At 42.9% G+C, this 26,670-nt stretch carries 23 protein-coding genes; 2 read left to right on the top strand and 21 right to left on the bottom strand.

The annotated features are described in order from the left end of the window. Positions 1-6: 6 nt before the first annotated feature. The 5 genes from JMX82_RS06505 to JMX82_RS06485 form a co-directional block, all read right to left on the bottom strand. Positions 7-1,203: a cysteine protease StiP domain-containing protein gene (locus JMX82_RS06505; protein WP_201539931.1), complete on the bottom strand. Its 1,197-nt coding sequence runs from the start codon at positions 1,201-1,203 to the stop codon at positions 7-9. 63 nt (positions 1,204-1,266) lie between these two features. Further along, positions 1,267-2,094, bottom strand: coding sequence for an HAD hydrolase family protein (locus JMX82_RS06500; RefSeq protein ID WP_201539930.1), 828 nt, complete (start codon positions 2,092-2,094; stop codon positions 1,267-1,269). A gap of 82 nt (positions 2,095-2,176) precedes the next feature. Continuing rightward, a complete protein-coding gene (locus JMX82_RS06495; RefSeq protein ID WP_201539929.1) occupies positions 2,177-3,487 on the bottom strand; it encodes a phosphoribosyltransferase domain-containing protein in 1,311 nt (436 codons plus the stop codon). A 45-nt stretch (positions 3,488-3,532) separates the two neighbouring features. Continuing rightward, the gene (locus tag JMX82_RS06490) at positions 3,533-4,777 is read right to left on the bottom strand and encodes a trypsin-like peptidase domain-containing protein (protein WP_201539928.1); all 1,245 of its coding nucleotides are present in this window, start codon (positions 4,775-4,777) and stop codon (positions 3,533-3,535) included. 87 nt (positions 4,778-4,864) lie between these two features. Beyond that, positions 4,865-6,058, bottom strand: coding sequence for an ATP-grasp domain-containing protein (locus JMX82_RS06485; RefSeq protein ID WP_201539927.1), 1,194 nt, complete (start codon positions 6,056-6,058; stop codon positions 4,865-4,867). A gap of 330 nt (positions 6,059-6,388) precedes the next feature. Between JMX82_RS06485 and JMX82_RS06480 the strand changes: the two genes are divergently transcribed. After that, positions 6,389-7,660, top strand: a complete 1,272-nt coding sequence (locus JMX82_RS06480; protein ID WP_201539926.1) for a TerD family protein — start codon at positions 6,389-6,391, stop codon at positions 7,658-7,660. A 136-nt stretch (positions 7,661-7,796) separates the two neighbouring features. On the opposite strand, the gene JMX82_RS06475 is transcribed toward JMX82_RS06480, so the two are convergent. The 11 genes from JMX82_RS06475 to queC all read right to left on the bottom strand — a co-directional run bounded on the left by JMX82_RS06475 (position 7,797) and on the right by queC (position 20,172). Continuing rightward, positions 7,797-8,405 carry a TerD family protein gene (locus tag JMX82_RS06475; protein WP_045445366.1) on the bottom strand — a complete coding sequence of 203 codons (609 nt, stop codon included), beginning with the start codon at positions 8,403-8,405 and terminating at the stop codon, positions 7,797-7,799. A 109-nt stretch (positions 8,406-8,514) separates the two neighbouring features. Next, complete coding sequence (locus JMX82_RS06470; RefSeq protein ID WP_045451333.1) at positions 8,515-9,267, bottom strand: TIGR00266 family protein; 753 nt, start codon at positions 9,265-9,267, stop codon at positions 8,515-8,517. 171 nt (positions 9,268-9,438) lie between these two features. Beyond that, complete coding sequence (locus JMX82_RS06465; RefSeq protein WP_087813710.1) at positions 9,439-10,014, bottom strand: TerD family protein; 576 nt, start codon at positions 10,012-10,014, stop codon at positions 9,439-9,441. 469 nt (positions 10,015-10,483) lie between these two features. Further along, the gene (locus JMX82_RS06460; RefSeq protein ID WP_201539925.1) at positions 10,484-11,548 is read right to left on the bottom strand and encodes a DUF475 domain-containing protein; all 1,065 of its coding nucleotides are present in this window, start codon (positions 11,546-11,548) and stop codon (positions 10,484-10,486) included. A 274-nt stretch (positions 11,549-11,822) separates the two neighbouring features. Beyond that, on the bottom strand, positions 11,823-12,398 hold the full coding sequence (locus JMX82_RS06455; RefSeq protein WP_055123872.1) for a TerD family protein: 576 nt from the start codon (positions 12,396-12,398) through the stop codon (positions 11,823-11,825). Positions 12,399-12,673: 275 nt separating this feature from the next. Beyond that, positions 12,674-14,977: a bifunctional 23S rRNA (guanine(2069)-N(7))-methyltransferase RlmK/23S rRNA (guanine(2445)-N(2))-methyltransferase RlmL gene (rlmKL, locus tag JMX82_RS06450; RefSeq protein WP_201539924.1), complete on the bottom strand. Its 2,304-nt coding sequence runs from the start codon at positions 14,975-14,977 to the stop codon at positions 12,674-12,676. Between the two features lie 228 nt (positions 14,978-15,205). After that, on the bottom strand, positions 15,206-16,393 hold the full coding sequence (locus JMX82_RS06445; RefSeq protein ID WP_226950312.1) for a mechanosensitive ion channel family protein: 1,188 nt from the start codon (positions 16,391-16,393) through the stop codon (positions 15,206-15,208). Positions 16,394-16,508: 115 nt separating this feature from the next. Beyond that, a complete protein-coding gene (locus JMX82_RS06440; RefSeq protein ID WP_201539923.1) occupies positions 16,509-18,005 on the bottom strand; it encodes a dihydrolipoyl dehydrogenase in 1,497 nt (498 codons plus the stop codon). 196 nt (positions 18,006-18,201) lie between these two features. Next, positions 18,202-18,699: a peroxiredoxin gene (locus JMX82_RS06435; protein ID WP_201539922.1), complete on the bottom strand. Its 498-nt coding sequence runs from the start codon at positions 18,697-18,699 to the stop codon at positions 18,202-18,204. A gap of 190 nt (positions 18,700-18,889) precedes the next feature. After that, entirely contained in the window at positions 18,890-19,219 is a 330-nt protein-coding gene (locus tag JMX82_RS06430; RefSeq protein WP_045445384.1) for a hypothetical protein, read from the bottom strand. A gap of 236 nt (positions 19,220-19,455) precedes the next feature. Next, positions 19,456-20,172 (bottom strand): 7-cyano-7-deazaguanine synthase QueC, encoded by a 717-nt coding sequence (gene queC / locus JMX82_RS06425; protein WP_167541684.1) that lies wholly within the window; start codon positions 20,170-20,172, stop codon positions 19,456-19,458. 428 nt (positions 20,173-20,600) lie between these two features. Here queC and ttcA point away from each other — a divergent pair, with 428 nt between their 5' ends. After that, positions 20,601-21,761 (top strand): tRNA 2-thiocytidine(32) synthetase TtcA, encoded by a 1,161-nt coding sequence (gene ttcA, locus JMX82_RS06420; protein WP_201539921.1) that lies wholly within the window; start codon positions 20,601-20,603, stop codon positions 21,759-21,761. 152 nt (positions 21,762-21,913) lie between these two features. Here the strand turns inward: ttcA and JMX82_RS06415 are convergent, their stop codons facing one another. The 5 genes from JMX82_RS06415 to ccoO form a co-directional block, all read right to left on the bottom strand. After that, positions 21,914-22,495 carry a FixH family protein gene (locus JMX82_RS06415; RefSeq protein WP_087813718.1) on the bottom strand — a complete coding sequence of 194 codons (582 nt, stop codon included), beginning with the start codon at positions 22,493-22,495 and terminating at the stop codon, positions 21,914-21,916. A gap of 345 nt (positions 22,496-22,840) precedes the next feature. Next, entirely contained in the window at positions 22,841-24,250 is a 1,410-nt protein-coding gene (gene ccoG / locus JMX82_RS06410) for a cytochrome c oxidase accessory protein CcoG (RefSeq protein WP_201539920.1), read from the bottom strand. 479 nt (positions 24,251-24,729) lie between these two features. Continuing rightward, positions 24,730-25,848: a cytochrome-c oxidase, cbb3-type subunit III gene (gene ccoP, locus JMX82_RS06405; RefSeq protein ID WP_201539919.1), complete on the bottom strand. Its 1,119-nt coding sequence runs from the start codon at positions 25,846-25,848 to the stop codon at positions 24,730-24,732. Continuing rightward, positions 25,845-26,027, bottom strand: coding sequence for a CcoQ/FixQ family Cbb3-type cytochrome c oxidase assembly chaperone (locus JMX82_RS06400; protein WP_010199605.1), 183 nt, complete (start codon positions 26,025-26,027; stop codon positions 25,845-25,847). Before JMX82_RS06400 ends, ccoP begins: the two co-directional genes overlap by 4 nt. Beyond that, a complete protein-coding gene (ccoO, locus tag JMX82_RS06395) occupies positions 26,027-26,665 on the bottom strand; it encodes a cytochrome-c oxidase, cbb3-type subunit II (RefSeq protein WP_045445396.1) in 639 nt (212 codons plus the stop codon). Before ccoO ends, JMX82_RS06400 begins: the two co-directional genes overlap by 1 nt. Positions 26,666-26,670 lie beyond the last annotated feature (5 nt).

Here is a 26,670-nt window from a genome sequence, read left to right as displayed (position 1 = left end):
CAATGATTAATGGTCTTCGCTACGTTGCTTGATAAGCGTGATGGCTTGATAGGGATGTATTTTATCACCTAATACACTAACAATGATATTTCGCTGGGCACATAAATGTCTTAGCAGTATGGTATCAGGATGATCAGCGCTGGCTAATAGTATGCGTTCAGGGTCACGGCGCAATATCGCCCGTGTTGCCTCTGCAATCGTTGGCTTAATGCGATTACGATTGGTGATATCGTAGTCTGCTGCCAGCTTGTCGATTAAAGCAGCTGTCTGATAGCGCGGCTGCTGAAACGTCGGCAAGCATTGCAAAGATGGGGCTAATGCACGGCGCGCTGCATCGATATGAGTGATGAAAGCTAAGCTATGGTCGACCTCAATTAAGTTATCATAAAACACGCTGCGGTGTAGTCCCAATGCTGGCTCGGTATATAAACTTCGTGAAATCAGTCCGGATACCGTGCTATTTAATAGCCCTGACGGAATTAGCCAGTCATCGATACTAGCTGCAAGCCAAGCAACACCAGCTGGATCAGCCAGCGTTAATAAGGGAATAACACCTACCCCTTGATGAAAGATATTGGCAAAGTTTGCATGGCTAGGATCGCTAAATTTTTCTAAACTATGAGCAAGCTCTTGATAAATCGCGCCTTTGCCTGTCCAGCCATCAACAAATACGATAGGACTGTCTGGATGAGCATTCAATATCATTTGTAACGCAACTGGATCAAGTCCGCGGTCGCGAATGATGCTGATACCATAATGTACGCTCGGCAAAGCATAGCTGCTATTAACGTCTGCTAACGCACGCTGCAACAAAACGCCAACTGGCAAACCTGCGCGCACCAAGCTGACTAAAACTAATGGACGTTCAGTATTAACGATATTTTCATTTCGAAATTTTTGAAAAATATGATGTAGCGTATAAGCCAAATTAGCAATGTCAGTGGCAGTCCTCTCAGCTCCTTGCTCTAATGCTTGCGTATATAGCTGCTCATGCATAGCAGTAGGCGCTTGCTCCAAGGTCAACATATCAGAATAATGACGTTGCCCACTTTGAATAAGTGCTTCTTTTTGACTGACTGGCACATCGGCGACCGCGTTTTTAGCGACGATATCGAGCAGTACGGTCACATCACTGGCAAGATAGCTGCCTGAGCCATATGCTTCTAATTTTTGAATATTAGGGTTTGTTATATGATGGGTCATAAAATAATTTCTACTTCTATAAACGGCGGCGATTATTGTTTTTATTTAGGAGAGATTAAGTGTTTAGAATGATTGAGAGCTAAGTCGTTCATGTAACTGACCATGATTGGGCATACCATACCAGTCAAGCAGCTGTAAAAATGGTAAATCAGCCAGACTGTCACCAAAGCCAAAGCTTGGTCGCTGAATATCTAAATGATTAGCTAACAAGAACTGTACCGCATGGCGCTTATGAACTGCGTGCGGCAATATCGCTAGGTTATTCGCATTCACGTGCACATAAAAATCCTGCTCAAAGTCTCGTATTAACGTTGGCAGTTTTGCAGCGAGATCTACTAATGCTTGATGGTCTTTTTGCGCATGTTTGATAGCCAGATAAATAGTTAATTCTTTATTATCAGCGCTATTACTAAAGCTATCGATATGTGGTGTAAAGACCAGCTGGCTATTGTCATTTTTGCTGTGATTCGCGAATAGCTGGCTCAGCTGCTGCAATTTTTCTTGCAATGGCGCAAGCTTATTATACATATGCTGTTGCCACTGGGCTTGTAACATACCGTCTTTGTCAAGAATAATCGCGCCATGAGTCAAAACTTGCCAGCTATCAAAAGGCAGCTTAACGCGCTGGATTTCACTACGGTCACGTGCCGTCACTACGATTAGATCAGTGCTAGCAAGTAGCCAGTTAAAAAATGTGGCTTGGCGCTGACTCATAAAACTTAATGGCTCGCCTTGTTTGTTAACGGTTGCGCAAATCAATTTTTCAGCTTCAGTGGTGGGTAAGTCCCATGCGTCAATTTTACGCTGAGTTTGAAAGAGCGTATCGTCCAAATCCATTAGCGCGTAAGGCTTGAGAATATCAGGATTGGCTTGAAAGAATGGGCTGGTCATAAAGGTGTCCGTAAGGGTTGAATGTGAAAAGCAGAGCGGGATTTAGAGGATAGTTGTAAGAGGACAGTTCTTATAAAATAATTTACAGCGTCGGACTCACCACCAATACATTCTCTAAACCTTTCCACATAGCATCAACGCTATCAGCGGACGTTTCCACACACAAGACAATCAAATCCCAATCGCTAGGTGTAACGTTATATGCAAAGTTGGTCATACCAAGCCCATAATTATCATTAAAACTTAGCATCGAGGTAATTGCGCCACCAAGCGCAATCGGTGAGCGGGTTAACGCACTAAAATTAACCGTATTCTTACTATTCTCTACATGCGTATGTTGCGCAAGCCATTCCGCCAATAAAAACGGTAACCAAACAAACTCATTACTGCCCAACACTAAGATACGCTGTGGCAACTGTTCTTTATCAAACGGCTCTTTCTCAGGTTGAGCTTGCTTGTTAAAAACGTTAAAGGCAGTTTGAAACCTCAAAAGATAATGATCAAACCCATCGGTGCTATCTAGAGTGGGGAAACGTCCCCAATTGCCAGTATTACCTAGAGACTGACTGCCTGCTTCAGTTGTATCAACCGATGGCATCGTTATCGGTTCAGGATTGGGCGCATCTGTCCAAGTCCATGCACCAGACAGTAGATGATGACGTTGAAAGTGGATATTGGGCAGGCGTTTTGCGATTTGGTCAGACACAGCTTCATTTACATCGGCTGCATTCTGATTCTGGTTTAAAGACCAATCAACCAAAGTGGTAAGATGTACTTGCTCTAGTTGGTCAAGTCCTGCGTTACGAAGGGCAGTGACGACATTGACGCAAGTATTGCCCGTCGATGCTTCATCATCTACCATAATCAAGGTTTTGCTCGCTAGCAGCTGCGCTTGGGTCACTGTATCTGCACTTTGATAAATGAGATGCTGGCTGGCATGACTGTGGTCTTCGCTGAAAGTGGTTAATAAAGAGTCGCTGCTACTGTCCTTATTGTCATCATGTTGCGCATGACGCGTAGAGTTCAATAGTAAGGCATTGGGGTAACGCGTTTGTAGCGCTTGATGTACCCCCGCAGATAAGCCAACGGCTGTCTCTGCCATACCGATGACTAAAATCGGCTCAGGCAAATCGCTAGGAACCAAATTCGCCAAGTCAGTAAAAGCATGACGCATGATGCTAGGAGCCACTGGAATATGACGACCTAATACTTTTGAGACAAACAAAAAGGCACGTTTTGGGTTAATGCGTTGTGCAAAGCCAAGCAAGTCTTCTAATTGATAATCGTTACTTGGTTCTGCCCCATTTCTCGTAGTGGCTGAATTGGTTTGATAGGTTAAATCAAGATTGCCGCGTGGTAGGGTAATGGTCGTGCTGTGTTGCTTATTTAACATTCATATTCCTTTGGACTTTCTTTTATATATAGTTACGTGTATTTCCTAACTCTGACAACCTACTAACCACAAAGCACCACGGCTTTTTTTACTTAATTGCGGTGTGGTCAACGCGGCAGCTGTCGTGCGTAACATGCCAGATGAGTCAGATAAATTATCTAAACTGATTCCAGCGCTCGCGAGTAGGGCGGATAATAACTGAAATTTCACCGCATAGTTCATATTTTGTGCATGTTCATGGACGAGGCTGGACGTTACCATGCCGATAACTTCACCAGTCGGCAGTAATAAAGGGCTGCCACTAGAGCCTGGCTGAATAGGCGCAGTAAATTGCAGATACCGAATATCATCGCCAAACCCTGTCAGTCCTGAGATGCAGCCTTGCGTTACTTGTAATTGGCTACTCAATCCTGATAACGGAAATCCCAAGGCGGTGATGGTCTCACCTAAATTATCAGTACAACGCTGTGCTAAGGGTAAATAACTTGGCAGCGGCTCACTTACTTTAATAATGGCTGAATCACTACCGATATCGCTGAGCACCACTTGCGCTTCACGATCAGGCTGTCCTTGCTGACGCACACCAATCATCGCCGCCGATTCAATGACATGATAACAAGTCAGTAAATGATAGGGATCGATAGCAAACGCTGTCCCTGTCCAAGTTTCACCAGACTGAACGTGTCTTGGCGGGCGCGTATCACTGTTAGGATAACCTTGCTGCTGTGCGCGCTGGGCATCTTGGATAAGGGCATGCGTATCTGGCGGACGCATATCAAGGCTCACTTGTACATGATGCTCAAGACTTACCAGTCCTTGGGTGGAGCTTTCACCAAGGGCACGGCATTTAAATTGTCCATTGCGTCGGTATATCTCTAATATGATCGCCGCCTTGACATGGCGCTCACTTGCGGTAAATTCATAACGAATATCGCCCTCATTGAGGGTTAAGTTTACCTTGCTCAATTCAACAGCAGGTAAGTTTAGGCTTGGCTCATGATAAACATAAGCAATCAGTTGTAAAAAGCTTGCACCTTGTTTATCAAACAATGCAGGCAAATCCAATTGCCATGCATTTGGATCATCTTTGCTATTGAGCTGCGCCCATTCCTTCGGTTCATGAAGATAAGCAGGACTACAGGCGGCTTTGCGATGCTCATCCAAAGGTAGCCATAATAGCCCAAGCTGCTCGCCAAACTTTGACTGATCTGTCGTTGCAAAGGCGACCGAACAATTCGCTGTCGCGATGACCGTATTTGCCCCTAACACTAACGTGGTTTGTGCTGTCATCGTTTGCCTCTTATTGAATATATTCGGTTGTCATGGATGTATTATTGTCGATTCATTGCCGTCAGCTTTTTATATTATTATTTTGACTTATTCAGTGATGTCTTCTTCAACCTTTACACCGACCATAATAGAGCGTACTTGGCAGGGGGTTATTTGTTGCGCGATATCAGCCAGTATCGGTTTATCGGTTAAGCCTAGCCAATAAGCAAATCCAACTTGGGTCAAATCCACACCGCTATGGGTGGTGTAATCAATGCCACCAGAAGGGCGGCTATTAATCTCAAGCACACGGTGCTGACCGTCATCATCGGCTTTGGTTTGGACACTGACGATGCCATCGCAGCCAAAGGCTTTTATGAGTGGAATGACGACATCCATGACCGCTTGCTCGTAGCCGATATGCTGAATTTTCCCCGTTTTATAACGGGTGACAGCAGCCAGCACTTCGCCATATTCACAGACGACATCGATAGAGTACTCTTGCCCTGACAAGTAAGGCATTAGCAGCATGGGAATTGGGCGTTCCTGCACCATGACACTGTTTGCATAGGCATTAATAAATTGCGCTGTATTTATTTTTTTCTCTTCGGTAAAGTATAAATGCTCAAAGCTATCGTATTGCTCGTCTGTTTCTGTTTCTGTAGCTGCTTCTCGACCCATCTCTTTAACTTTGCCCAGTCGCCAAAATCCTTGAGCAAAAATACCCGTAACCGGTTTGACGCATAACGGCTGATCACCATATATGTCAAGTAACGCCTCAAGCTCTGCGACATTATCAAAGCGCCACGCCTCGGCAACGGGAATATCATGCTCATGACATTGCTGCATAAAGGCAAACTTATCATCTATCACTTCTAACGCTGCCACACTCGTTGCACCCGTCAATAAACGAATACCAGCCGCGTCAAAAGCCTCACGGTGGGCTTCGTAATCAATACCATTGCGCCCAGCGAGCAACACTTTTACGTTGTTTTTCTGCGCTTGTTCTAACACAAACTGCCAACGCGGCATCAATGGCTCAACAGATTCGAGCACTGTTTGCTCATCGTTATCTGCGGTGCTAGTAGAAGGCTCGCGGTAAACGCTGTCAGCAAATTCAAAAATCTCAGGCCTATTGTGGCGGTGTGAAGCGATAATGTTGAACGGAGTATCAGCATGATTTTTTAGGGTTTGCAGGCTAGCTAACATATCACGCTGGCTTGACTGACCTTCAGCTAACCAAACGGCAGGTGACGCGGCAGTTGATGTTTTATGGTCATTATCGTTAGCAGGGGTTTTCATAATTCTCTCAGCATTATCGTAGGTTTTAGATATAATTGAATAATTCACTATCGTCATCGCAACACCATCAGGAATATAAGCAAGCCTCAAACAGCAATAAAAAAACAAGCCGCAATATTGCTAATAGTAGGGGCTATTATATACAAATGCTAAGCGTTATAAATGCTGCTGACAAAATAGCATGAAGGATTTGTAAAAATATTTTTTAGGGTCATTGGCATGTTATTGAACGGTCGTACGCTTTAAAAGTCAGCGGCCATCCATGCTACTATATGACAGTTATTAGCATAACAAACACACGCACATAATAAATAATTCAAAGGATGTATGATGAGCCAAATCCAACCTCAACAACTGATTGCTGGTGCCAATGCGCCACTGCCAACAGATCATATTAGCATTCGTATTTTAAGCCAAAGTGCAGTCGATTGCGCGGCATATCGCCTGACAACTGACGGTAAAGTACGCGGCGATGGCGACATGATATTTTATGGGCAGACACGTAGCGATGATGGCAGTGTGAGTTTCCGTGGTCATGATAGCGATGGGTTTTTTGATATTAATTTACCTGCGCAGCCAGCCAATATTGAGAAGATAGCCCTCGCGTTTTCTAGCTCACAGACGCTTACGCAAGTTGGCGATGTCGATATTCAGGTATTGCAAGGCAGCCAAGTGCTGATGACTTGTCAGTTAAGTGCAGCTGGACGTAATGAAAAAGCGATTATTTTAGCGGAATGTTATCGCCGCCAAGGTAGCTGGAAGTTCCGTTTTATTGCCCAAGGTTTCGAAGGAGGGCTGAAGCCTTTGTCTGAGCATTTTGGTGTTGAAATTGCTGATGAAGCGCCCGCTCAAAGCCCTGTACAAGACCAGTCACAAGGCCAAGCTCAGCCCATCAATACGCAGAAAGCAGGTAGTGCACCTCAAACAAGCACGCCGCCGCCAATTCCTACAGCTTCTCCAAATCCGTCAATTAACCTAAGCAAAATCACTTTAACCAAAAATCAGTCTAGCATCAACCTAAAGAAACGTGATGACTTTGGTAAAATCTCTGTTAACTTAAACTGGAATCAAAATCCGACTGCTAATCAGCAAGCACCCAAAAAAGGCTTGTTAGGCGATCTTTTCAAACAACATAAAGCGGGCGGTATTGACCTTGATGTTGGGGCGATGATTCATCTGAAAAATGGTGAAAAAACCTTGATTCAGGCATTGGGTAATCGCTTTGGTAGCTTAACATCAGCGCCTTACGTGTGTTTGCGTGCTGATGATAGAACGGGACAGGTGAGCGGCGGTGAATGGCTAGATATCAACGGTCAGCAGTGGTCGCAGATAGAAGAGGTGTTTATTTTTGCTTTCATTTATGAAGGTGCACCAAACTGGGCGCAGACCGATGGTGTCGTGACCATTCATGTGCCCGACCAACCCCCGATTGAGACACGTTTGACAGAAGGGACAGGTAATCTACCAATGTGTGCGATTGCGCGTCTGGTCAATCAGCAAGGTAGTATTAACGTTGAACGTATTAACCAATATTTCAAAGGGCATCAAGAGATGGATAAAGCCTTTAACTGGGGCTTTAGCTGGAAGCGAGGGAGTAAATAACAGCTTTAAAAATGTTCTTTAGCACACGTAAAAAAACAGCCGATCTAATTATAGATGGGCTGTTTTTTATCAATAACGTTGCTTCAAGAGCTCATTTTAACGGATGAACGCTAATCCAACTCAAGCTTTGAATCCTTTACGCATGCGGCGTGATGGCAGGCATCAAGTCATGGAAAGTACGACCAGAAGCCGTTTCACCAATCGCATGCATTTTCCACTCGTTATTATGACGATATACTTTTGCCATAATCATCGCGGTATGCCCACCTTGCGCTGATAAATTGTAGCGCGCGACTTCCTGATTGTTATTGGCATTGACGATACGACAAAATGCATTTTCTACCGTTTCAAACGTTTGACCAGTGAAACTATTGACCGTAAATACTAGAGAGACGACATTGGCAGGGATTTTTGAAAGATCGACATTGATAACTTCGTCGTCACCATCGCCGTCGCCAGTGCGGTTATCACCAGTATGGACGATACTGCCATCTTTTGATTTCAGCTGACTGAACCAAATCGCATCGATGGCTTGTTTATTGGTATCAAACATAATGCACGAAGCATCTAAGTCAATCGAGTCGCCGCCGCTACCACCACCGAATAATTTGCCCAAGAACCCACCTTTTTTGTCTTGAGGGTTTTGAGCAACGTCCCAGCCTAAACCCAGTTTTACTTGGGTAAGCTCGCCGCCCGCTTCTTTGCTTAGGGAGATTTTCTGACCTTTTTGTAAACTAACTGCCATGTGATATTCCTTATACTACAGTGTTATAGTAATTGTGAGTAGAGGGTTAAATAAAGTCCATGATGACGAGGAGTCGTTGTAACATACAGCTTTAAAAACATAATAATAGCTATAAGATATTGCCAAGCAAACTGTTACTGCCACCTCGACCGCCTGAGCTAGTCCCTAAGACGCTTTGTAGCCAGCCTTGGTAACTATCACGATTACGAGAGCAGATAATGACTTTGCCTGAGCCTGAGAAGTTTAAAACCATACCTTCGCCACTGGTGACCGAATTGATAATATTGCCCATGAAGCCTTTTTTCTTACTGGTGGCGACTGAGAGTTTATATTCCAAACGCGAGTCCCAACAGACCACATGACCGTTATCAATGATGACGTCTTTACCAGGTTCGACATCAATCTCAAACAATGAGCCGAAACCCGATACCACTACCTGACCTTGACCTTGCGTCTGCATCACCATAAAGCCGCCAGTATCACCAAAGACGGCGCCACCTAGATTACGTTGAATCTTAGCCTTCACATCGACACCCGTTTGCGCCGCGACAAATGCGCCATCGCTTAAAGTATATTGCTGCGCACCGCAATCAATGATTTGCATATCACCGTCGAGCGTTGGCGCAAGTAAACAATCGCCTTCACCATTGACTGCTTCGATTTGCTGTTGAAATAGTGACTCGTCGTTGGCAAAACGACGCATAAGTGACTGCATCAGACCGCCTTGTAGCTTGCCTTTTAGCTCAAGGTTTGATTCCATCATCACCATTGCATTGGCTTCACAATAGATGGAGTCGCCTTTTTTGAGGTTACAATGAAGAAATGGTTCAATGGTACCGATCAAGCTAAACGTGGCGGTCATAGAGTGCGAATCCTTATATCAGTATTCTATATATTTGTAAGTTATGTCTGTAAGTCGGCTTAACCATAGATTTTCGCTAGCCTATTACTTTTAAAGCCATCAAATGCGATAGTAGGGCACACTTGATGGCTTTTGGGGCTTATATTATTAGCGCTAAATGTTAGTCAGCTCTTAAACATTAACGCCATAAGAAGCCGCTAATGGTCCAAGACCACCGCTGAAGCCTTGACCGACGGCACGGAATTTCCAGTCACCACTATGACGATATAATTCACCAAAAATCATCGCGGTTTCGGTGCTACCGTCTTCTGATAAGTCATAACGTGCGATTTCAGCATCGCCATTATCGTTAATGACACGGATGTAAGCGTCACCCACTTGACCAAAGTTTTGATTGCGGCTTTGACCTTCATAAATAATCGCACAGATAGCGACTTTGCTCACGTCAGCTGGAATGCTAGCAAGATTGATTTTGATTTTTTCATCATCGCCGTCGCCTTCACCAGTACGGTTATCGCCTGTGTGCTCAACCGCGCCATTGTCTGACTTTAAGTTGTTAAAAAAGATGAAATCTTGGTCATTACGTACTTTGCCTGCTTCATTGACCAAAAAGCCAATCGCATCTAAATCAAACTCTTGACCATCAGTAGCACGTGGATCCCAGCCAAGACCGACTGTAATATTGGTTAAACCCGGCGCTTCTTTTGATAAGTTTACGTTGCCGCCTTTTGTTAAGCTAATAGCCATATAAATATCCTTTTGATTAATAATTGAGTGGATTGAATGATAAAAAAAATAAACTAAAATAGTGCAGTGGTCGATATATAAATGCAAACAATGAATAAATTTACTCGTATGCCACGCCCTGCATATCATTACGATTTACTATACTAAGCGATTGCTTACTAAGCAAGGCGTATTTTGTGTGATTACGATATGATTACTAAGGGACATATCAATGCTGCAAGTCTGATACTTTTTAACCGTCCGAGCAACAGTCGTTAAGGTGTTGTTATCAAAAAGTAAATTAGATCGTCAGGCAGTACAACATAAAAAAGCACTTATTCAACGGGTGTCAAATAAGTGCTTTAAAGCAAAAACGGGTCATACCAACTGCTTTGGTACAACCCGTCTATTTTTAAACTAACTTTATCTACCCACTTTATACTGTTTGATATTAAAAATTTTTGCTTGGGTTTTTAACATCGAACGAGCATCAAGTAATTGATTTGGCTTCTCGCTTACGATAATTGAGTGAAGCGACAAACGCCCAACCAATAAAGGTAATACCAATCAGACCAGTGATAAGCTCTGGTACATGGAATTTCACTGATAGCAGCATGATGATAGCTAAAGCACCGATAGCATAATGCGCGCCATGCTCAAGATAGACATATTCATCAAGGGTGCCTTTATCGACTAAGAAGATAGTCATCGAACGTACGAACATCGCACCAATAGCCAGACCTAGCATAATAACGATTACGTCATTAGTAATCGCAAATGCGCCAATCACGCCATCGAAACTGAATGAAGCATCAAGGACTTCTAGATATAAGAAACCGATAATACCACCTTTCATAATCGCGCTAGTTGCAGCACCAGTACTGTTACCTTGAGCGTCTAGTTCTTCTTCAAGATCACCCTCTAACATACCAGAGACCACTTGTACGCCAAGGTAAACTAAGATGCCCCATACGCCAGCGATTAGGACCGCAGCTGATTGCTCAGGCTGGGCAAATGATACGGCAATCATCAAGACGATAAGCGCAACGAAGACGCTCATGGCATCGACTTTACCTAATTTTGCCAGACGGCTCTCAAGCCAATCGAACCAGTGTACTTCTTTTTCATCAAAGATGAAGTTTAAGAAGACGAGCAACAAGAAAATACCACCAAATGCTGAGATTTCGGCATGATGCGCTAATAGTCTGGCTGAGTATTCTTTAGGATCATTCAATGCCAGATCGATTACTTGCATCATACCAAGGTCGGCAGTAACAGCGACGATAACAATAGGGAATACCAAGCGCATACCAAAGACGGCGATTAAAATACCTACCGTTAAAAATATCTTTTTCCAAAACTCGTCCCAGCCCTTAAGGACTGAGGCGTTGACCACCGCATTATCAAACGATAATGAAATCTCCATGACGGCCAAAATAGCGGTAATAGATAGGGTGGTTATCATACCGCCCATACCGCCATGTGAATATCCCCACCATGCCGCGACCGCTAGGGCGATGGCGGTGAAAATAAAGTCTAAATAAAAATGTCTCATGACACATCCTGTCTGGTTGCATAAAGCTAAGGTCGGCCTACTATAGGCACAAACCACAAAAAAAGCGGTTATCGCTAACCACTTTTTTTGCATAATTCTAAACGAAACATAAAGCATTACTAGTCATTTAGCTATGAATAATTGTGACTATTTTGCAACCATATTTTACAGCCATTATCATTGCTAATGGTGAGTAAAAATAGAGCGCTAATACTTGCTTTATATTTTGAGTTTAATTGTCATATAGTAGTCTAAGCATGAATAAGTTATCACATTAGATAACAACGCCATACTGTTGACACATGGCTTGCAAGCCGCCTGAATAGCCTTGACCAACGGCGCGGAATTTCCATTCACCGTTGTGACGATAGACTTCGCCAAATACCATTGCTGTTTCCACAGAGTAATCTTCTGCCAAATCAAAACGTACCACTTCAGTGCCTGTCTCTTCATTCACGACACGAATGAAGGCATTGGCAACTTGACCAAAGTTTTGACTACGAGCCGCCGCATCATGAATAGTAACAGTGACGACAATTTTATCCACATCAGCAGGTACTTGAGTCAGGTTTACTTTGACGACTTCATCATCGCCATCACCTTCGCCAGTGCGGTTATCACCAGTATGCTCAACCGCGCCATTATCAGACTTAAGCTGGTTATAGAAAATGAAGTCATGGTCGCCGCGTACTTTACCTGCCGTATTCAGTAAAAACACACTGGCATCAAGATCAAACTCAGCACCAGAAGTTGCGCGTTCATCCCAGCCAAGACCGATAAGTAACTTCGTTAAATTTGGGTCAGTTTTGGTAAGCGATAAGTTACCGCCTTTATTAAGTGATAAAGCCATGGTGTTATCCTTGTTATTAGAGTGATTAAGGGTTTGATAGTTAAGTTATATAAATAAAAACAATCGCAATAGTGGGATTAAAGCGCTCGTAAATATACGCTTCACGGTTGCTTAGCTATTACTTAGCTAGTATTTAGTGACGCTCTATCATAGCAACAAAAAATGACCCAATCAAAGCCGATTGGGTCATTGTTATGTGTACGACAAGACTGACTATAAAAGATGGCGTCTAAATGCGGTGGTTAACCTTCATATCCATCCATAAACCTAAATTATCAGCCCTGACGATGACGAATCTCAAAGCTTTGATGAATAGGCTTTTTAATATCAAAATCAAAACCAATGGTTTTTTGCGTGATATCGACAATATCATAACGCTCGGTTAACTGCTCATCGAGCTCAAAGCGGGTAAAGTTATTTGAAAAATATAAAATCCCGTCAGAGGTCAAGCGGTTCATCGCGCGATTAATGAGGGCAGAGTGGTCGCGCTGCACATCAAAGGTACCTTGGAACTTTTTCGAATTTGAAAAAGTCGGTGGATCGATAAAGATGACATCAAATTGTTCAGTGTTGTCTTTAATCCACTCAAAGATATCGGCTGCGACGAATTGATATTTATTGCGGCTAACGTCCAGACCATTTAATACAAAGTTTTGCTTGCCCCAGTCTAGATAGTTCTGTGACAAGTCAACGCTGGTGACTTTTTTCGCGCCAGCCAATGCTGCATGGACACTTGCCGTACAGGTATAAGCAAATAAGTTCAGTACGGATTTATTACGACTGTTGTCTTTGATACGGGCACGCATATTACGGTGATCAATGAACAAACCCGTATCTAAATAGTCCGTAAAGTTGACGTAAAAATAAGCACCATCTTCACGTGCAACATGAAATTTACCACGCTTTTCTGTGGTGTTCTGTTTGCTATATTGGTCATTACCAGACTGGCGTGCACGGGTTTTGATAAATATTTGTTCACGGTTAATACCAAAAACTTCACGAATACCCATTAGTGCCAAGTTGAAGCGTTTTTTAGCCGTCTCAGGTGGAATGGTTTTTGGTGGCGCATATTCTTGCACGTGCACATAGTCGCCATATAAGTCGACGGCGACTTTGAAGTCGGGCAAATCCGCATTGTAAACGCGCAAATTACTAACCTTGTCTTTTTTAGCCAACTTCTTCAGCTTGGACAGGTTTTTCTGCAAGCGGTTGATAAAGTCTTGTCCCTCTTCCACTTCAATTTCACGTTTTTCGAAGCGACTAACGAGATTGCCCGTTTGTCCAGCAATCAACGTACCATAGCGGAAATAAACCGTGATAGCACCATTATGACAGCGTAAGGTTTTTGGTTCTTTAATCGGTAAGATATCAACTTGCTCAACATTAGATGCCAATATGCCAAGCATCGGGTCGATGCCGCTACCAGCAAAGCTGTCTTGCAAAATAAGCCCAATCGCCTGATATAACGGCTTAATCATCTCTTCATCACCCAAACGCTCACCATAAGGTGGGTTGGTGATGACTAGAGGGTTGCTCAATCGACCGTCATCGACCAATGGCTTCAAAATAGTGCTCAGCTGGTCAAGCGCCCGCGTCTCAAGATCAAGTAATGGCAGTAAATCTTGCAACCCTGCGGCAATCAGGTTTTTCTCTGTTGCTAAAATCGCGCCGCTATCGGCATCAAAGCCCAAAATCAGTGGTAATGTATCTGGTTGCTCATTAGCAATTGCTAAGGCTTCGCGGAAGCGTGTTTGGGCATCATCGATCATCTGTTGCCATAAGGCATCGTCATGATGCTGCCATTGGTAAAAACCAAATTGATTGGCGGCTTTATCGATACCCACGGCATAATCGCAATGCATGAGTAGTGCTTCAATAATAAAGGTGCCAGACCCACACATTGGATCAATTAGCGCATTATAAAAAGGTGCATTGCCAGCTTCATTTTTCTTGTGCCAGCCTGCACTATATAGTAGAGCCGCTGCCAAGTTTTCTTTGAGTGGTGCTTCAGTCATTGCCACACGATACCCACGGCGATGCAAACTGGTACCTGATAAATCTAAATACAGCTCAGCTTGCTTATCATTCACGGTTGCAAATATAGAAAAGTCTGGATTTTTACTATCGACGTTAGGACGGCTGTCATAAACTTCATTGAATGTATCTGCAATCGCATCTTTGATACGTAGCATCGCAAACTGTTGACTGACGGCGACACGCTTGTCGACCGACAGACGAATGGCAAAGGTTTGTTCTAAACTAAACTGCTCAATCCAATTGACCGATTTTGCCAAGCCATAAAGTTGCTCAGCCACATCGTATTCGGCATTGATGTTTTTGCGTTTAATGAGCATTAATACCCGCGAGGCGACACGTGACCACAAACAAATACTATATAAGTCACGCAAAGTACCAGTAACTGCCAGACGGCCTGTACTTTTGATTTCGCTTGCAATACCAAAACTTGTCAGCTCAGTTTGGAGTGGTGCCTCAAGCCCATCGGCACAGGTGATAATAAGGTCAAGCGACAATTCTGGTGAAGCTGCTGTTAGAGATGCGGGTGCGGTTGTTTCGGTCATACGGATACCTGTGGGCTAAATTGATAAGTAATGCACATCATAAAATAAGATGTTTAACCGCCAATTTTACCATAATTCAGGGCAGGATGGTTTAAAGTGGTGGTGTTTATCAAAGAGAGATTCAGCAACGCTACCTTTCACAAAATCATGCTTACCATACTGAGGATGAAAACCTTAAGCCTAAAAATTGTGGGATAAATTGCTCAAGAGATAAATAATATAATGAGCTTATTTATCCGCTTTGCTCAGTGGTGGTGTTTCTGACACGACCTGCGTTGTAGTCGCAAAAGGTTTAGTGGCAATAGGATAATCCACATCCTTTGGCATAAGCAGACGCATATGAGGATAAGGAGTAGAAATATTAGCGGCATCAAAGGCACGCTTGATATCTTCTTTTAGACCTTCTTTAATTTTGGGCATGCGCGCGACAGCAGCAGGCTTGACCCAAAAACGCACGATAAAGAACACTCCGTATTCACCAATTTCATCCACGGTGGCGGAGGTTTCAGGACGGCTGAGTACCACATCGGTGTCAGTAAGCACCTGCAAAATTTCCTTGCGAGCAGTATCGACATCATCTTCAAAGGCGATACGCACACGAATATCGAAACGTATGAAGTTCTTGGAGGTTAAATTGGTCACCTCAGAGGAGGCAACGTTAGAGTTGGGAATAATGACGGTGATGTTGTCTCGCGTCAAAATATGGGTGGTGCGTAACGCAATGAGTACGACGCGACCCTCATTGTCATTGATATGAATCCAGTCGCCAACCTGAAAAGATTGTTCGAGTAAAATGGTAATACCTGCAATGAAATTAGCAAGCGTTGATTGGGCAGCAAAACCGACTGCCAAGCCCACAATCCCTAAACCTGCGACCAATGAGACGATATCGAAACCAAATTGCGCCATGACGCTGGCAAGTCCGAGTACCAATAGCAGCACTGACAAGATGTTTTGAAGCAGCTGCTCTATAGAAGCATTGAGACCATAATGCTGTAACACCTTATGGATAATCTGTCCAGATGACGCCCAAAGTACATAATAAATCCCCGCCCATGTACTGGCTTTTGCAGTGGCTTTGATAGTCTCTGGCTCAAAGTAAATCTGGCTCATAATGGCAATCAAGCTGGCAACTATCCAGATATAACGCAAGACTGAACGGACAATCTTAGTACGGCGCTCATTCAGGCGGATTTTTGTCCTACTTTGCTTAAGGATATAAATGGCAAGCCAATAAAAAAATCCCAACACTGCCAGCAGTATTAGGATTTTGATGGCAGTACTAGCGAGCTCTACCGCTTGAGACGACCAATCAAGTGACTCTTCATCGACAGAGCCACCAAGCGCAAGGTAGAGGCTAGTATGCAGGTCACGAACAATCTCTTTAAAAAAATCAGTAATACTAGCGATTGCCATTTTTTGGTCCATGCAGAGTTTTTAAAATACCTCAAGTCGTCAGTGCTACCAAATACAACATGAGTGATGATTAATACGACACATCCTTGTTTTGAAAGTGTAGCTGAGCTGATGCTTAAAAGCTATCTTCCTGTGTGTCTTGGTACTGATAAGGTATTGCCATTTTGTGTTGAACATCGCGTAACGCGGTACGTAAGCCTTCTAATATCGTAGGATGATAAAAAGGCGTATCGAGCATGGCTTTAACACTCAAATCATTGGTAATCGCTGCCGCTAAAATGTGTCCAATATACTCGGCATCAGGACCCACCATACTAGCGCCTAAGATTCTATCAGTTTTTTTACAGCCATAGATATGTAGCAGGCCACAGTTGACGCCCATCACGCGACTACGTCCTTGGTTGTCGAAGCTGACACTACCGATGACATATTCTAAGCTTATATCCTGCTGAATGTCTGGTAGAGACATGCCGACGTTAACGATTTGTGGTGAACAAAACACAATAGAGAAGGGCGTGGCGGGCGGGCGAATATGAGCGGCGTCTTCATTCTCGCAGACCATACTTCCAGCGCTATAGCCTTCATCGCTGGCCACATGCAATAGTGGAAGGTTGGCGTTGGCATCACCAACGATATAGACATCTAAATCACCAATCTGACCTGTTTTTTTATTCAAGTGCTTTGGACGGTCTTTGTCGTCAAGCTCAACGCCTAAATGTTCAACTCCTAGCGGTTTGATATTATTGCGGCGACCAGTGGCAACCAGTACATACTCACCTTGCCATTGTTGCGACTCTCCAGCACTGTCTTCATAATCAATGAACGCGGCTGAATGGTCATTATCCGTGGCTGTTTGCACGCCGACATCACTGATTTTGCTACCCAAATGCATGGTCAATTCGCGGCTTAAGCAATCGATAGCTTTGTTATTGATATCATCGTCTTTGAGACCTGCAACACGTTTGACACGATTAAACAAAGTTACTTCTACGCCTAAGCGTTTAAAGGCTTGCGCAAGCTCTAATCCGATAGCACCTGTACCGACGACGGCCATTGTTTTTGGTAAATTTGTGAGCTCAAAGATCGTATCAGAGGTGAGCATGGCGTCACCAAGCTTATCTGCCCAGCCATCTGGGATAAATGGAGAGCTGCCCGTGGCGATAATGATTTTGTCAGCGGCAATCAGCGCATCATTGACTTCAATGAATCCTCGGTTATTGATATGAGCGCGTCCTGAGATTTTTTTGTGATCAGGCCAGCTATCTACTTGAGCTTTGATGTAGCTAGCAAAATGAGCACGCTCGTCCCGAACGCGCTGCATGACTTGCTTGCCATCTATCTGGACAGTGGCATGGACGCCAAATTCAGCAGAGTGATTGGCTTCATAGGCCCGATCAGCGGCGGCAATCAATAGTTTGCTTGGCATACAGCCGACCGCAATACAAGTGGTCGTCCAGAATCCGTCATTAATAATAACAACATCATCATGGGTTTTACTGGCTTGACGAAAAGCATTTTGCCCAGCAGTACCTGCACCGATAATGGCAACAGATACTTTGCGAGTAGCTTTGGATACTGTGTTATCCGCTGCTGTATCGGATTGTTTATTCATATTATTCTCAAGTTATAAGATGTTTATTATTCAGGGCTGTTTTTTAGATAATTTTTTTAAGAGATTCCTCTGATAAGAGATTGCTCTAAAAGATAGTCATTCAAAAACGACTTTCAGCCTCTGATATCCAGCGTTTATCGTAATGATTATTAGCGTCTATTTTAAAATGCTTTTTTATGACTCTTAGTTTTATTGGTTAAGGTGCTAAGGTTTCAAGCAAACGTTCAGTGTAGCCTTTGGCACGTAAATTTCGCTGAGCATGGGTCAGCTCGCCATCTTTGTTAAAAACGAACGCTGAGCGGACCAGCCCTAATGTTATTTTGCCGTACATATTTTTTTCTTTAATAACGTCAAAGTATTGGCATAGTTTTTCATCAGTATCGCTGATAAGGGCAATGTTTAAATCATATTTGGTGATGAATTTCTCGTGAGATTCAACACTATCACGTGAGACGCCGATAATGTCATAGCCTAAATCATCAAACTCATGGAGATGAGCAGTAAATTCGGTTGCTTGAGTGGTACAGCCTGGCGTACTGTCTTTTGGATAAAAGTACAGAATAAGCCCTTTATCAGTATTGGCAATCATCTCTTGGAGATTGATTTCATCATGGATAAAGTTGCCGGCAAGCTTTCGTACTATCGTCACTGGAAAGTCAGGTAAGGTTAGGTTTTCTGTGGTTGGTTTTGCCATTATAAAATCCTTATTCGTTTTTGTTTGTGTCAGTACTTATATCAGTGCTTATGTCGATTGATAATCTATGCTGTGTGCTTATTATAAGCAGATTAGCAGCGATTCATAATCAGTTTTACACTTTGCGCCTGTATTGACAACAAAAAAGACTGGCAATAGCCAGTCTTTTTTATATCAAATGAGATGTGTATTATGCTGGTTTTTGTGGCTGTTTTAAATCTAAGCCAACAGTGCATTGCTGCAAATCTTTTTGCATTTTTTTGACGTAAGGCAGTCCAGACGGATCTTTTTTGTCTTGGGCATAGCTCTCAATTTCCCACATCTGACCGATGGTCATGTTGCTACGCACGCCAATAGTGCAATTGCATAGTTTGGTCGCATCGCCTTTGTCAGCGACTTTATATTTGACCGCACCATTAACGCAGGTATTGATGTTATTTTGCTTAATATCGGCAGCGTTTGCTTGTGGCATCACAAAAATGGCAGCTAAAGCTAGGGGTAATAATGGCAACAACTTCATAAATATCCTCTTACGGGTAACATCAATTTTCTAAATTTTGTACTCAAAGTCAAGCAAAAGTACTCATAGTTCGTTGACTAATATGGTTACTTATATCTTGTGATAAATGCAATCGCTCATACCATAACAAGTATGTGAGTTAAAATACAACGGCGGCGTGCTGTGTTAATGCAAGCGAATGTTTCGCTAATGTTGATTGCTATCACGCTTTCATGCAAGTGCAATCCCATCATTAACTAAGATTGATAATGGGTTGGGTCAGTGATGCCCGCCTGAGCAAATCCTTGACGGCGTAGGGCACAGCTGTCACATACACCGCAAGCAAGACCTTGTGCATCGGCTTGGTAGCAAGATATGGTTTGCCCATAATCGACGCCCAATGACAATCCAAGCTCAATGGTTTTTGCTTTTGACAGTTGCTGTAATGGCGTTTGAATGGATAAGTGATGACCGGTAACGCCCGCTTTGGTGGCAAGATTGGCCATATGCTCGAAGGCGGCAATATACTCTGGACGACAGTCAGGGTAGCCTGAGTAATCGACTGAGCTGACGCCAATGACGATATGATTGGCATCGGTCACTTCAGCAACGGCTAGCGCATAAGACAAAAATATCGTATTACGCGCAGGCACATAGGTGTTGGGAATAGCGTCGTTATCGATCTCATCACGCTTTTTATTGGGGAACTTATCCGTATCGCCATCAGGAACAATCATACTGTGATCTGTCAGCGAAGAGCCACCAAGCTGAGCGATATCAATATCGATGATTCTATGATTGACCTCGGCAGTCTCAGCGATGGCTTTTGCCGCGACCAGCTCACTATTGTGGCGTTGACCATAATTAAAACTGACCGCAGTCACCGACGCATAACGTGCCTTGGCCCAATACAAACAAGTCACCGAATCAAGCCCGCCTGACAGCAGCACAACGGCATTTTGGCTTTTATGCAGAGCATTTAAGTCAGTATCGAAGGCTTGATTATTAGAGGTACTTTGCGAAGTAACATTAGTCATAGTGGTATCTATTATTGGTTTGCGAAATGGGTTTGCGAAAAACGACTATTTTAGCAAAAATACGCTCATTACAGAACCACGAAGCCATTATAAATACGATATGAAACCTTAATCAGCTCAAATGAGAAGTTTGTTTATAAAAGTGTGGAGCTATCAGCAGTGCTGGTCGAATGTTCAGCATTCTCTAAGCTAAGCCATAAAAAAGACTGAATATTTAATCTGATAGTTTAATCTCATCTTTTCAATCTGTTAGCAAATTTTGTTATAATCGCTGCTTTTAGAGCCACTGTACTATTAACTCCTTGCTAAAGGCTTTATTCTTCCATTTTTTAGCAAAATTCCTTTGTAAAGATATTGAGTAACTTATGACCGCAGCAACCTTGTTTACGCCACAAATTACGCCTGAAATCGATGATATGTCAGCTGATACAGGTTTGGATAATCATGCTTGGGACACTGATGGTGATAGCATGGAATATGAGGATGTTGCTGACGATCATACAAATGAAGAAGACAGTATCGCTACTGCACCGTCAGCGTCTACTGAATCAGCAGAGTTCCGTAAACTACAAAAGAAGCTGCGTAGACAAGTCTCTTGGGCGATTCGTGACTTTAATATGATCGAAGACGGCGATGTGGTGATGGTCTGTGTTTCAGGTGGTAAAGACAGCTATACTTTGCTGGATATTTTACTATTACTCAAGCGTATCGCCCCGATTAACTTTGATATCGTCGCGGTCAATCTCGATCAAAAGCAACCCGGTTACCCTGAGGATATTTTGCCAGCGTATCTAAACGAGCAGGGCATTGCTCACTATATCTTAGAAAAAGACACTTATAGTATCGTTAAGAGCGTGGTGCCAGAAGGCAAAACTTATTGCTCGGCGTGTTCACGTCTCCGCCGCGGCTCGTTATACGGTTTTGCTAAGCAGATTGGCGCAACCAAAATTGCGCTGGGTCATCATCGCGATGATATGTTGGCGACTTTCTTTTTGAATTTATTTCATGGCGGTACTCTTAAATCGATGCCACCGAAATTGCTCAGTGATGACAAGCAAAATCTACTTATTCGCCCATTGGCTTATGTCGAAGAAAAAGACATCATCGAATATGCTCGCTTAAAAGAATTTCCAATTATTCCGTGCAACTTATGTGGCAGCCAAACCAACTTACAAAGAGCCATTATCAACGATATGTTGCGGGAATGGGATAATGCTCATCCGCAGCGTTTGGCCTCTATTTTTAAAGCCATGCAAAACGTCGCACCGTCGCAACTAGCAGACCGTGAATTGTTTGATTTTGAGCAGTTAAGTCTTGATCGTGATGAAAATGAGCGTTTGTTTGAAGGAGATAACATTCAAGCTGGGCAGACCGAGAGCTTGGCTGAAATTGGCTTACCTGTATCGCCAACAACCCAAGCGTTCAATCCGAAGTTTGATCGTAAGCTGCTTTCGACAGAGTCGGATAATTCAGCAGAAAATAAGCATACGAATCAGAAAATTCCAACAATAAATCCTGTTATTTAACGATTCGCTTATTCGATAATATTAAGTGACATTTATAAAAAATAGCATAAACCGTTAGTGTAAAAAACCAGCTCATTATTGATAAATGGCTGGTTTTTTATGTGTTAATAAATTGAATATTAACCATGCTTATAATAGCAAGATTGGTAAAATCAACTTTCTGCAAAAACAGGTAATGGGTCAAAGCTAACTTTTGAACGTGGTAATTTCGCTACATCTTGCATACGCCAGTCATCTTTACCATCACTACTTACTTGTAGATAATATTTTGCTTTTAAAGGATCTATATCTACCTGCGCACTGTATTTATTGCCCTCGACATGTTGAAGTACGACATCGTGATCTTTTTTGATGTCGGTTGCATGCGAGATAGACAGATCTAGTTTTTCAGGATAAGCCAGAGGATTGCCATTCAGCAGTTTACCTGATTGCAGACTCTGTTCAGGATAATTTAGATAGAATACAACATCACCATTATCTGCAAACTGCATTTCGCCGTGCAAATCTAAGTCATAAGTCAATTTGTCACGTGACACATCATGATAAAGCGTCTTACCATCCATATACCAGTCGTCACGTACCACGCTATCCCGAATTTGATAAGAGTAATAAACAAAAAAGATACAGGCCACTACGACAAATGCTGGCATGCCAATAACAAAAATAACCACCATGTAATTCTTATACCATGGCTGAGTATCTTGATGCTTAAAATTTGATGCTGGAGTAGACATAAAATACCTATTAATCAGATATCTGTTTATCAGATATCTATAAACTGTATCAATGGATAAGCTGACAGCGAAACAGCTGCCAGTTTAATGATAAATCGTCCACCTGCTAGCCACTGACTCACAGGTGAAATATAGAATTATATACTAGGGCGTGTCTTCAATCTGAATGAAAGCACCTAAACGGATTAAAAATGGTTAAATTTTGCCAAACTATATCAAACAGTTGGTTAATAGTACGATATTATCTGTACTATTTTCCCAGTTTAGCTGCCATTTATCTCATTTTTATTACCACTTTTAAAATGAGGACCCGCACTAGCTAAGCTATTAATTGCTTATAAAAACTTACTGCCCTTGAGTAGTAAATACGTTTTGTTTACTGACTTTATACTGACCATCTTCACTGGTCACATTTAGGGTCACTGATGTTTGTTCAAAATCGATAACCTTAGGGTCGCCATAAATACTCACAGGCATATCAAAGCTTTCACCTGCTTCTAATGGTACATCGTTGAATCGCAGCTCCAAGCTCAAACCTTCTTGTGGAGCAAGGGTTATTGTATAGGTATGCGGCTCTTGTGTTTTATTAGTCAGCTTGACGATATAGCTGTTTTCAATCATGCCTTGATTATTCACTGAGGACAACTGGTTACGGTCACGGCGAATATCAATCTCTAAGGGTACACGGTCCGTCAACGCATAAATAACGCCACCACATAAAATAGTAATAACGGCTAAATAAGCAAATAGACGTGGACTGATGACGCGGGTATTTTCTTTTTCTGACAACTGTCGTTCTGTCGTATAACGAATGAGCCCACGTGGATAGCCGACTTTATCCATAATTTCATTACAAGCGTCAACACAAGCCGCGCACTGTATACAAGCAACTTGCAAGCCATCTCGAATATCAATGCCAGTCGGGCATACCTGCACGCACATGGTGCATTCAATACAGTCGCCTAAATGTTCAGGATGCGTGCCTTTTTTGCGTGCCCCGCGAGGCTCTCCGCGCTCATAATCATAAGATACGACCAAGGTATCCTTATCAAACATGACACTTTGAAAACGACCGTATGGGCAGATTTGGATACACATCTGCTCACGCATATAACCTGCATTGACGTAGGTAGCAAAGGTGAAAATAAACATCGACACCCATACCCATGTTGGCCAATCAGGAATAGGAATAAAACCAATGGTTTGCCAGCTTTGATATAAATAATCTGTTCCAGCGACATAACTGACAAAGGTTGCCGCGGTAATCACTGAAAATACCAACCAAATAAAATATACCAAAGAACGTTTAAAGGCTTTTTTTGCGCTCATCGGTTCTTTGTCAAACTTGATACGCTTGTTGCGATCGCCAATCACCCATTTTTCAACATATTGATAAAGATGTGTCCAAATCGTCTGAGGGCAGGCATAGCCACACCAAACACGCCCTGCATACACAGTCACCATGAATAAAGTGAATGCGGCAATAATCGCAAAGGCGGCAATGAAGTAAAAATCTTGGGTCAAAAAAGTCATGCCAAAAATATAGTAATGCTGCGAGGGAACATCAAGCCATATTGCTTGCCTACCATTATAACGTAACCATGGCAACAGCAGAAAAGCGGCTAAAAGCGCATACATCGTGACGACACGAATGTTTTGATAAAAACCGGTGACAAACCTAGGGTGAACTCGATGCTTGGTTGCATCAAGGTCAATTTGCTGTACAGGGATTTTATTGGGTTGTGGTGCTGACATAAACGTGCCTCTTTTAAAAAAGAATCAGTTTGCTGGCATGATGAACAAACATCTTTAATCATCAGATGTATGAGTGTGTGATGTTATCAATGTCAGTAAGTAGCGGATAAAATATTGAACAGAAAAATATTTTAACCCATCTACCAAATGATCGATTGCAAATAGCTTAATGAGAATGGATGAATATCTTCTAAATTCGCCACTAATAAGTGGTTTTTAGGTATTATCATTTTAGCATTCTCCCTATTATAAATGGGGTAATAATCTTAAAAACCAATCAATATATCAGCATAATGATCGATATATTGGTCGTGCTCTATGCAGTATTAAACCGCGTTTCATTTACCACTCAAATTTTGACAATGCGGTAGCAGTTAATAAATTCTCATCAAAGAATTTATAAAAAAAGGAGAACTGCAATAACAGTTCTCCCTTTATCAAATCTTATCCACTGATGCTATGACAACCATCTTTAAATATTAGTTAGCCGTCGTTTCTACAGTGGTTGCTACTTGAGTAGCAGGTTGAGGGGTTTTATCTGATAATGAGTAAACATAAGCTGCAAGCAGCATAATACGCTCATTACCCAGTTTGGTTTCCCACTCAGGCATCACACCAGCACGACCATAACGTAAGGTTTCGCGGATGGTCTCACGATCACCACCATATAACCAAATGTTATCTGTCAAGTTTGGCGCGCCAGTAGAAGTCATACCTTTGGCATCTGCACCATGACAAAGTACACAGTTAGTCGGCTCATTGAAGATGGCCTCACCTTGAGCGACTTGAGCTTTATCAAGCTCGTAACCAGGTTGGTTGCCAGATATTGACAGCACGTATTCAGATACCGCACGTACCCCATCTTCACCGATTTGGTCACGCCATGCAGCCATACCACCAACTCGACCTTTATGTAGCGTGGTCAAAATGTTTGACGCTTCTCCGCCATATAACCAGTCATTGTCAGTTAGATTTGGATAGCCTACCGCACCTTTGGCGTTAGAGCCATGACAGACCGCACAGTTCTGTAAGAACAAACGACTACCAACTTTTAAAGCATTCGGGTTTTCTGAAAGCTTTTCTACATAAGGTGATAGTTCTGCAGTTTTCTCATCAATTTGAGCTTGCAGATCTGCTGGTGGTGTTTCACTGCGACGCATCGTTGCCTGTAACTCAGCAAGTGCCGCTAAGGTCTCTGTTGCACCACTAGCATCCGCTTTTGCTAAAATGTTTTTCTCAAAGTTATCCGTAAATACTTTGTTATTACTCTCAAGCTCGCTATATAGCTCGTTCTTAGAGGTCCACGGTACCGTTTCGCCATCGACTTCTACAGTGGCAATACCTTCCCATTTTGATGGGAAAATACCTGGGAAAAATACCCAATAGGCAACACCCCAAGCGATAGAGCCAAAAAATATTACGAGCCACCATTTAGGTAATGGCTTGTCGTACTCTTTGATACCATCATAAGCGTGGCCTGTCGTACCGTCATCTTCTAGTTCTGGCTTGTACTTCAATACCATTAGTAAGACACCGAGGATAGCAGCCCAACACATGATACTTAGTATGGTAATCCAAGAACTCCAAAAAAATGTCATCGTTTATCCTTATTGCGCTGCTCTTCAGACAGAGATTTTATATCCTCGTCATCAAGCGCAAGTTGTGCATCTTCTTCGAAGCGTTTTTTGTTTTTTGGCGAATACGCCCACCATGCAACACCTACGAAGGCAACAAAGGCAGAAACGGTCGCAATTGTTTGTAATTCACCAATACCCATTAGCGCTGTCCTTCCATCGCGGTGCCCAGTTGCTGTAGATAAGCAACCAAAGCATCAAGTTCAGTGGCACCAAGTACAGCATCTGGTGCTCCTTCGATATCTTCTTCAGTGTAAGGTACACCAAAGCGATCACGGAATAGACGCATTTTAGTTTGAACGTTTTCACCATTCACTTCGTTGGTAGCAAGCCACGGGAAGCCAGGCATTACTGATTCAGGTACTAGTGAACGTGGCGCAATTAAATGCTGCTTTTGCCAGTCTTCAGAATAACGACCGCCAACACGTGCTAGATCAGGTCCAGTACGTTTTGAACCCCATAAGAATGGGTGATCCCACGTAGATTCAGCAGCACGTGAGTAAGGTCCATAACGTTCAACTTCAGCACGTAGTGGACGAATCATCTGAGTATGACAAACGTGACAACCTTCACGAATATAGATGTCACGACCCTCAAATTCTAGTGCAGTCCATGGCTCCATAGAGGGCAGGGGAGCATTCACCCCACCTTCTTCAGGACCCTTGTTGTCATATATCAATGGTACGATTTCAACTAGCGTTGCAAAGCTAATAGCAATAACGATACCGATAACCAACAAGCCTGTATTTTTTTCAATAATTTCATGCGGTGTACCAGACATGATCG

It is taken from the genome of Psychrobacter sp. 1044 (genome assembly GCF_904846525.1).
Classification (GTDB): domain Bacteria; phylum Pseudomonadota; class Gammaproteobacteria; order Pseudomonadales; family Moraxellaceae; genus Psychrobacter.
This window is presented reverse-complemented; position numbering and strand designations above follow the sequence as displayed.

What these genes read in the sequence shown, in the direction of transcription:
- JMX82_RS06475 (WP_045445366.1), bottom strand. Translation starts at nt 8,405, where the DNA reads ATGGCAGTTAGTTTACAAAAAGGTCAGAAAATCTCCCTAAGCAAAGAA.
- ccoG (WP_201539920.1), bottom strand. Translation starts at nt 24,250, where the DNA reads ATGTCAGCACCACAACCCAATAAAATCCCTGTACAGCAAATTGACCTT.
- rlmKL (WP_201539924.1), bottom strand. Translation starts at nt 14,977, where the DNA reads ATGACCGAAACAACCGCACCCGCATCTCTAACAGCAGCTTCACCAGAA.
- JMX82_RS06465 (WP_087813710.1), bottom strand. Translation starts at nt 10,014, where the DNA reads ATGGCTATTAGCTTAACAAAAGGCGGCAACGTAAACTTATCAAAAGAA.
- JMX82_RS06470 (WP_045451333.1), bottom strand. Translation starts at nt 9,267, where the DNA reads ATGACCGCCACGTTTAGCTTGATCGGTACCATTGAACCATTTCTTCAT.
- JMX82_RS06500 (WP_201539930.1), bottom strand. Translation starts at nt 2,094, where the DNA reads ATGACCAGCCCATTCTTTCAAGCCAATCCTGATATTCTCAAGCCTTAC.
- JMX82_RS06490 (WP_201539928.1), bottom strand. Translation starts at nt 4,777, where the DNA reads ATGACAGCACAAACCACGTTAGTGTTAGGGGCAAATACGGTCATCGCG.
- JMX82_RS06400 (WP_010199605.1), bottom strand. Translation starts at nt 26,027, where the DNA reads ATGGGTATTGGTGAATTACAAACAATTGCGACCGTTTCTGCCTTTGTT.
- JMX82_RS06430 (WP_045445384.1), bottom strand. Translation starts at nt 19,219, where the DNA reads ATGAAGTTGTTGCCATTATTACCCCTAGCTTTAGCTGCCATTTTTGTG.
- JMX82_RS06415 (WP_087813718.1), bottom strand. Translation starts at nt 22,495, where the DNA reads ATGTCTACTCCAGCATCAAATTTTAAGCATCAAGATACTCAGCCATGG.
- JMX82_RS06445 (WP_226950312.1), bottom strand. Translation starts at nt 16,393, where the DNA reads ATGGCAATCGCTAGTATTACTGATTTTTTTAAAGAGATTGTTCGTGAC.
- JMX82_RS06460 (WP_201539925.1), bottom strand. Translation starts at nt 11,548, where the DNA reads ATGAGACATTTTTATTTAGACTTTATTTTCACCGCCATCGCCCTAGCG.
- JMX82_RS06440 (WP_201539923.1), bottom strand. Translation starts at nt 18,005, where the DNA reads ATGAATAAACAATCCGATACAGCAGCGGATAACACAGTATCCAAAGCT.
- ccoP (WP_201539919.1), bottom strand. Translation starts at nt 25,848, where the DNA reads ATGACATTTTTTTGGAGTTCTTGGATTACCATACTAAGTATCATGTGT.
- ccoO (WP_045445396.1), bottom strand. Translation starts at nt 26,665, where the DNA reads ATGTCTGGTACACCGCATGAAATTATTGAAAAAAATACAGGCTTGTTG.
- JMX82_RS06455 (WP_055123872.1), bottom strand. Translation starts at nt 12,398, where the DNA reads ATGGCTTTATCACTTAATAAAGGCGGTAACTTATCGCTTACCAAAACT.
- JMX82_RS06505 (WP_201539931.1), bottom strand. Translation starts at nt 1,203, where the DNA reads ATGACCCATCATATAACAAACCCTAATATTCAAAAATTAGAAGCATAT.
- JMX82_RS06480 (WP_201539926.1), top strand. Translation starts at nt 6,389, where the DNA reads ATGAGCCAAATCCAACCTCAACAACTGATTGCTGGTGCCAATGCGCCA.
- JMX82_RS06495 (WP_201539929.1), bottom strand. Translation starts at nt 3,487, where the DNA reads ATGTTAAATAAGCAACACAGCACGACCATTACCCTACCACGCGGCAAT.
- JMX82_RS06485 (WP_201539927.1), bottom strand. Translation starts at nt 6,058, where the DNA reads ATGAAAACCCCTGCTAACGATAATGACCATAAAACATCAACTGCCGCG.
- ttcA (WP_201539921.1), top strand. Translation starts at nt 20,601, where the DNA reads ATGACCGCAGCAACCTTGTTTACGCCACAAATTACGCCTGAAATCGAT.
- JMX82_RS06435 (WP_201539922.1), bottom strand. Translation starts at nt 18,699, where the DNA reads ATGGCAAAACCAACCACAGAAAACCTAACCTTACCTGACTTTCCAGTG.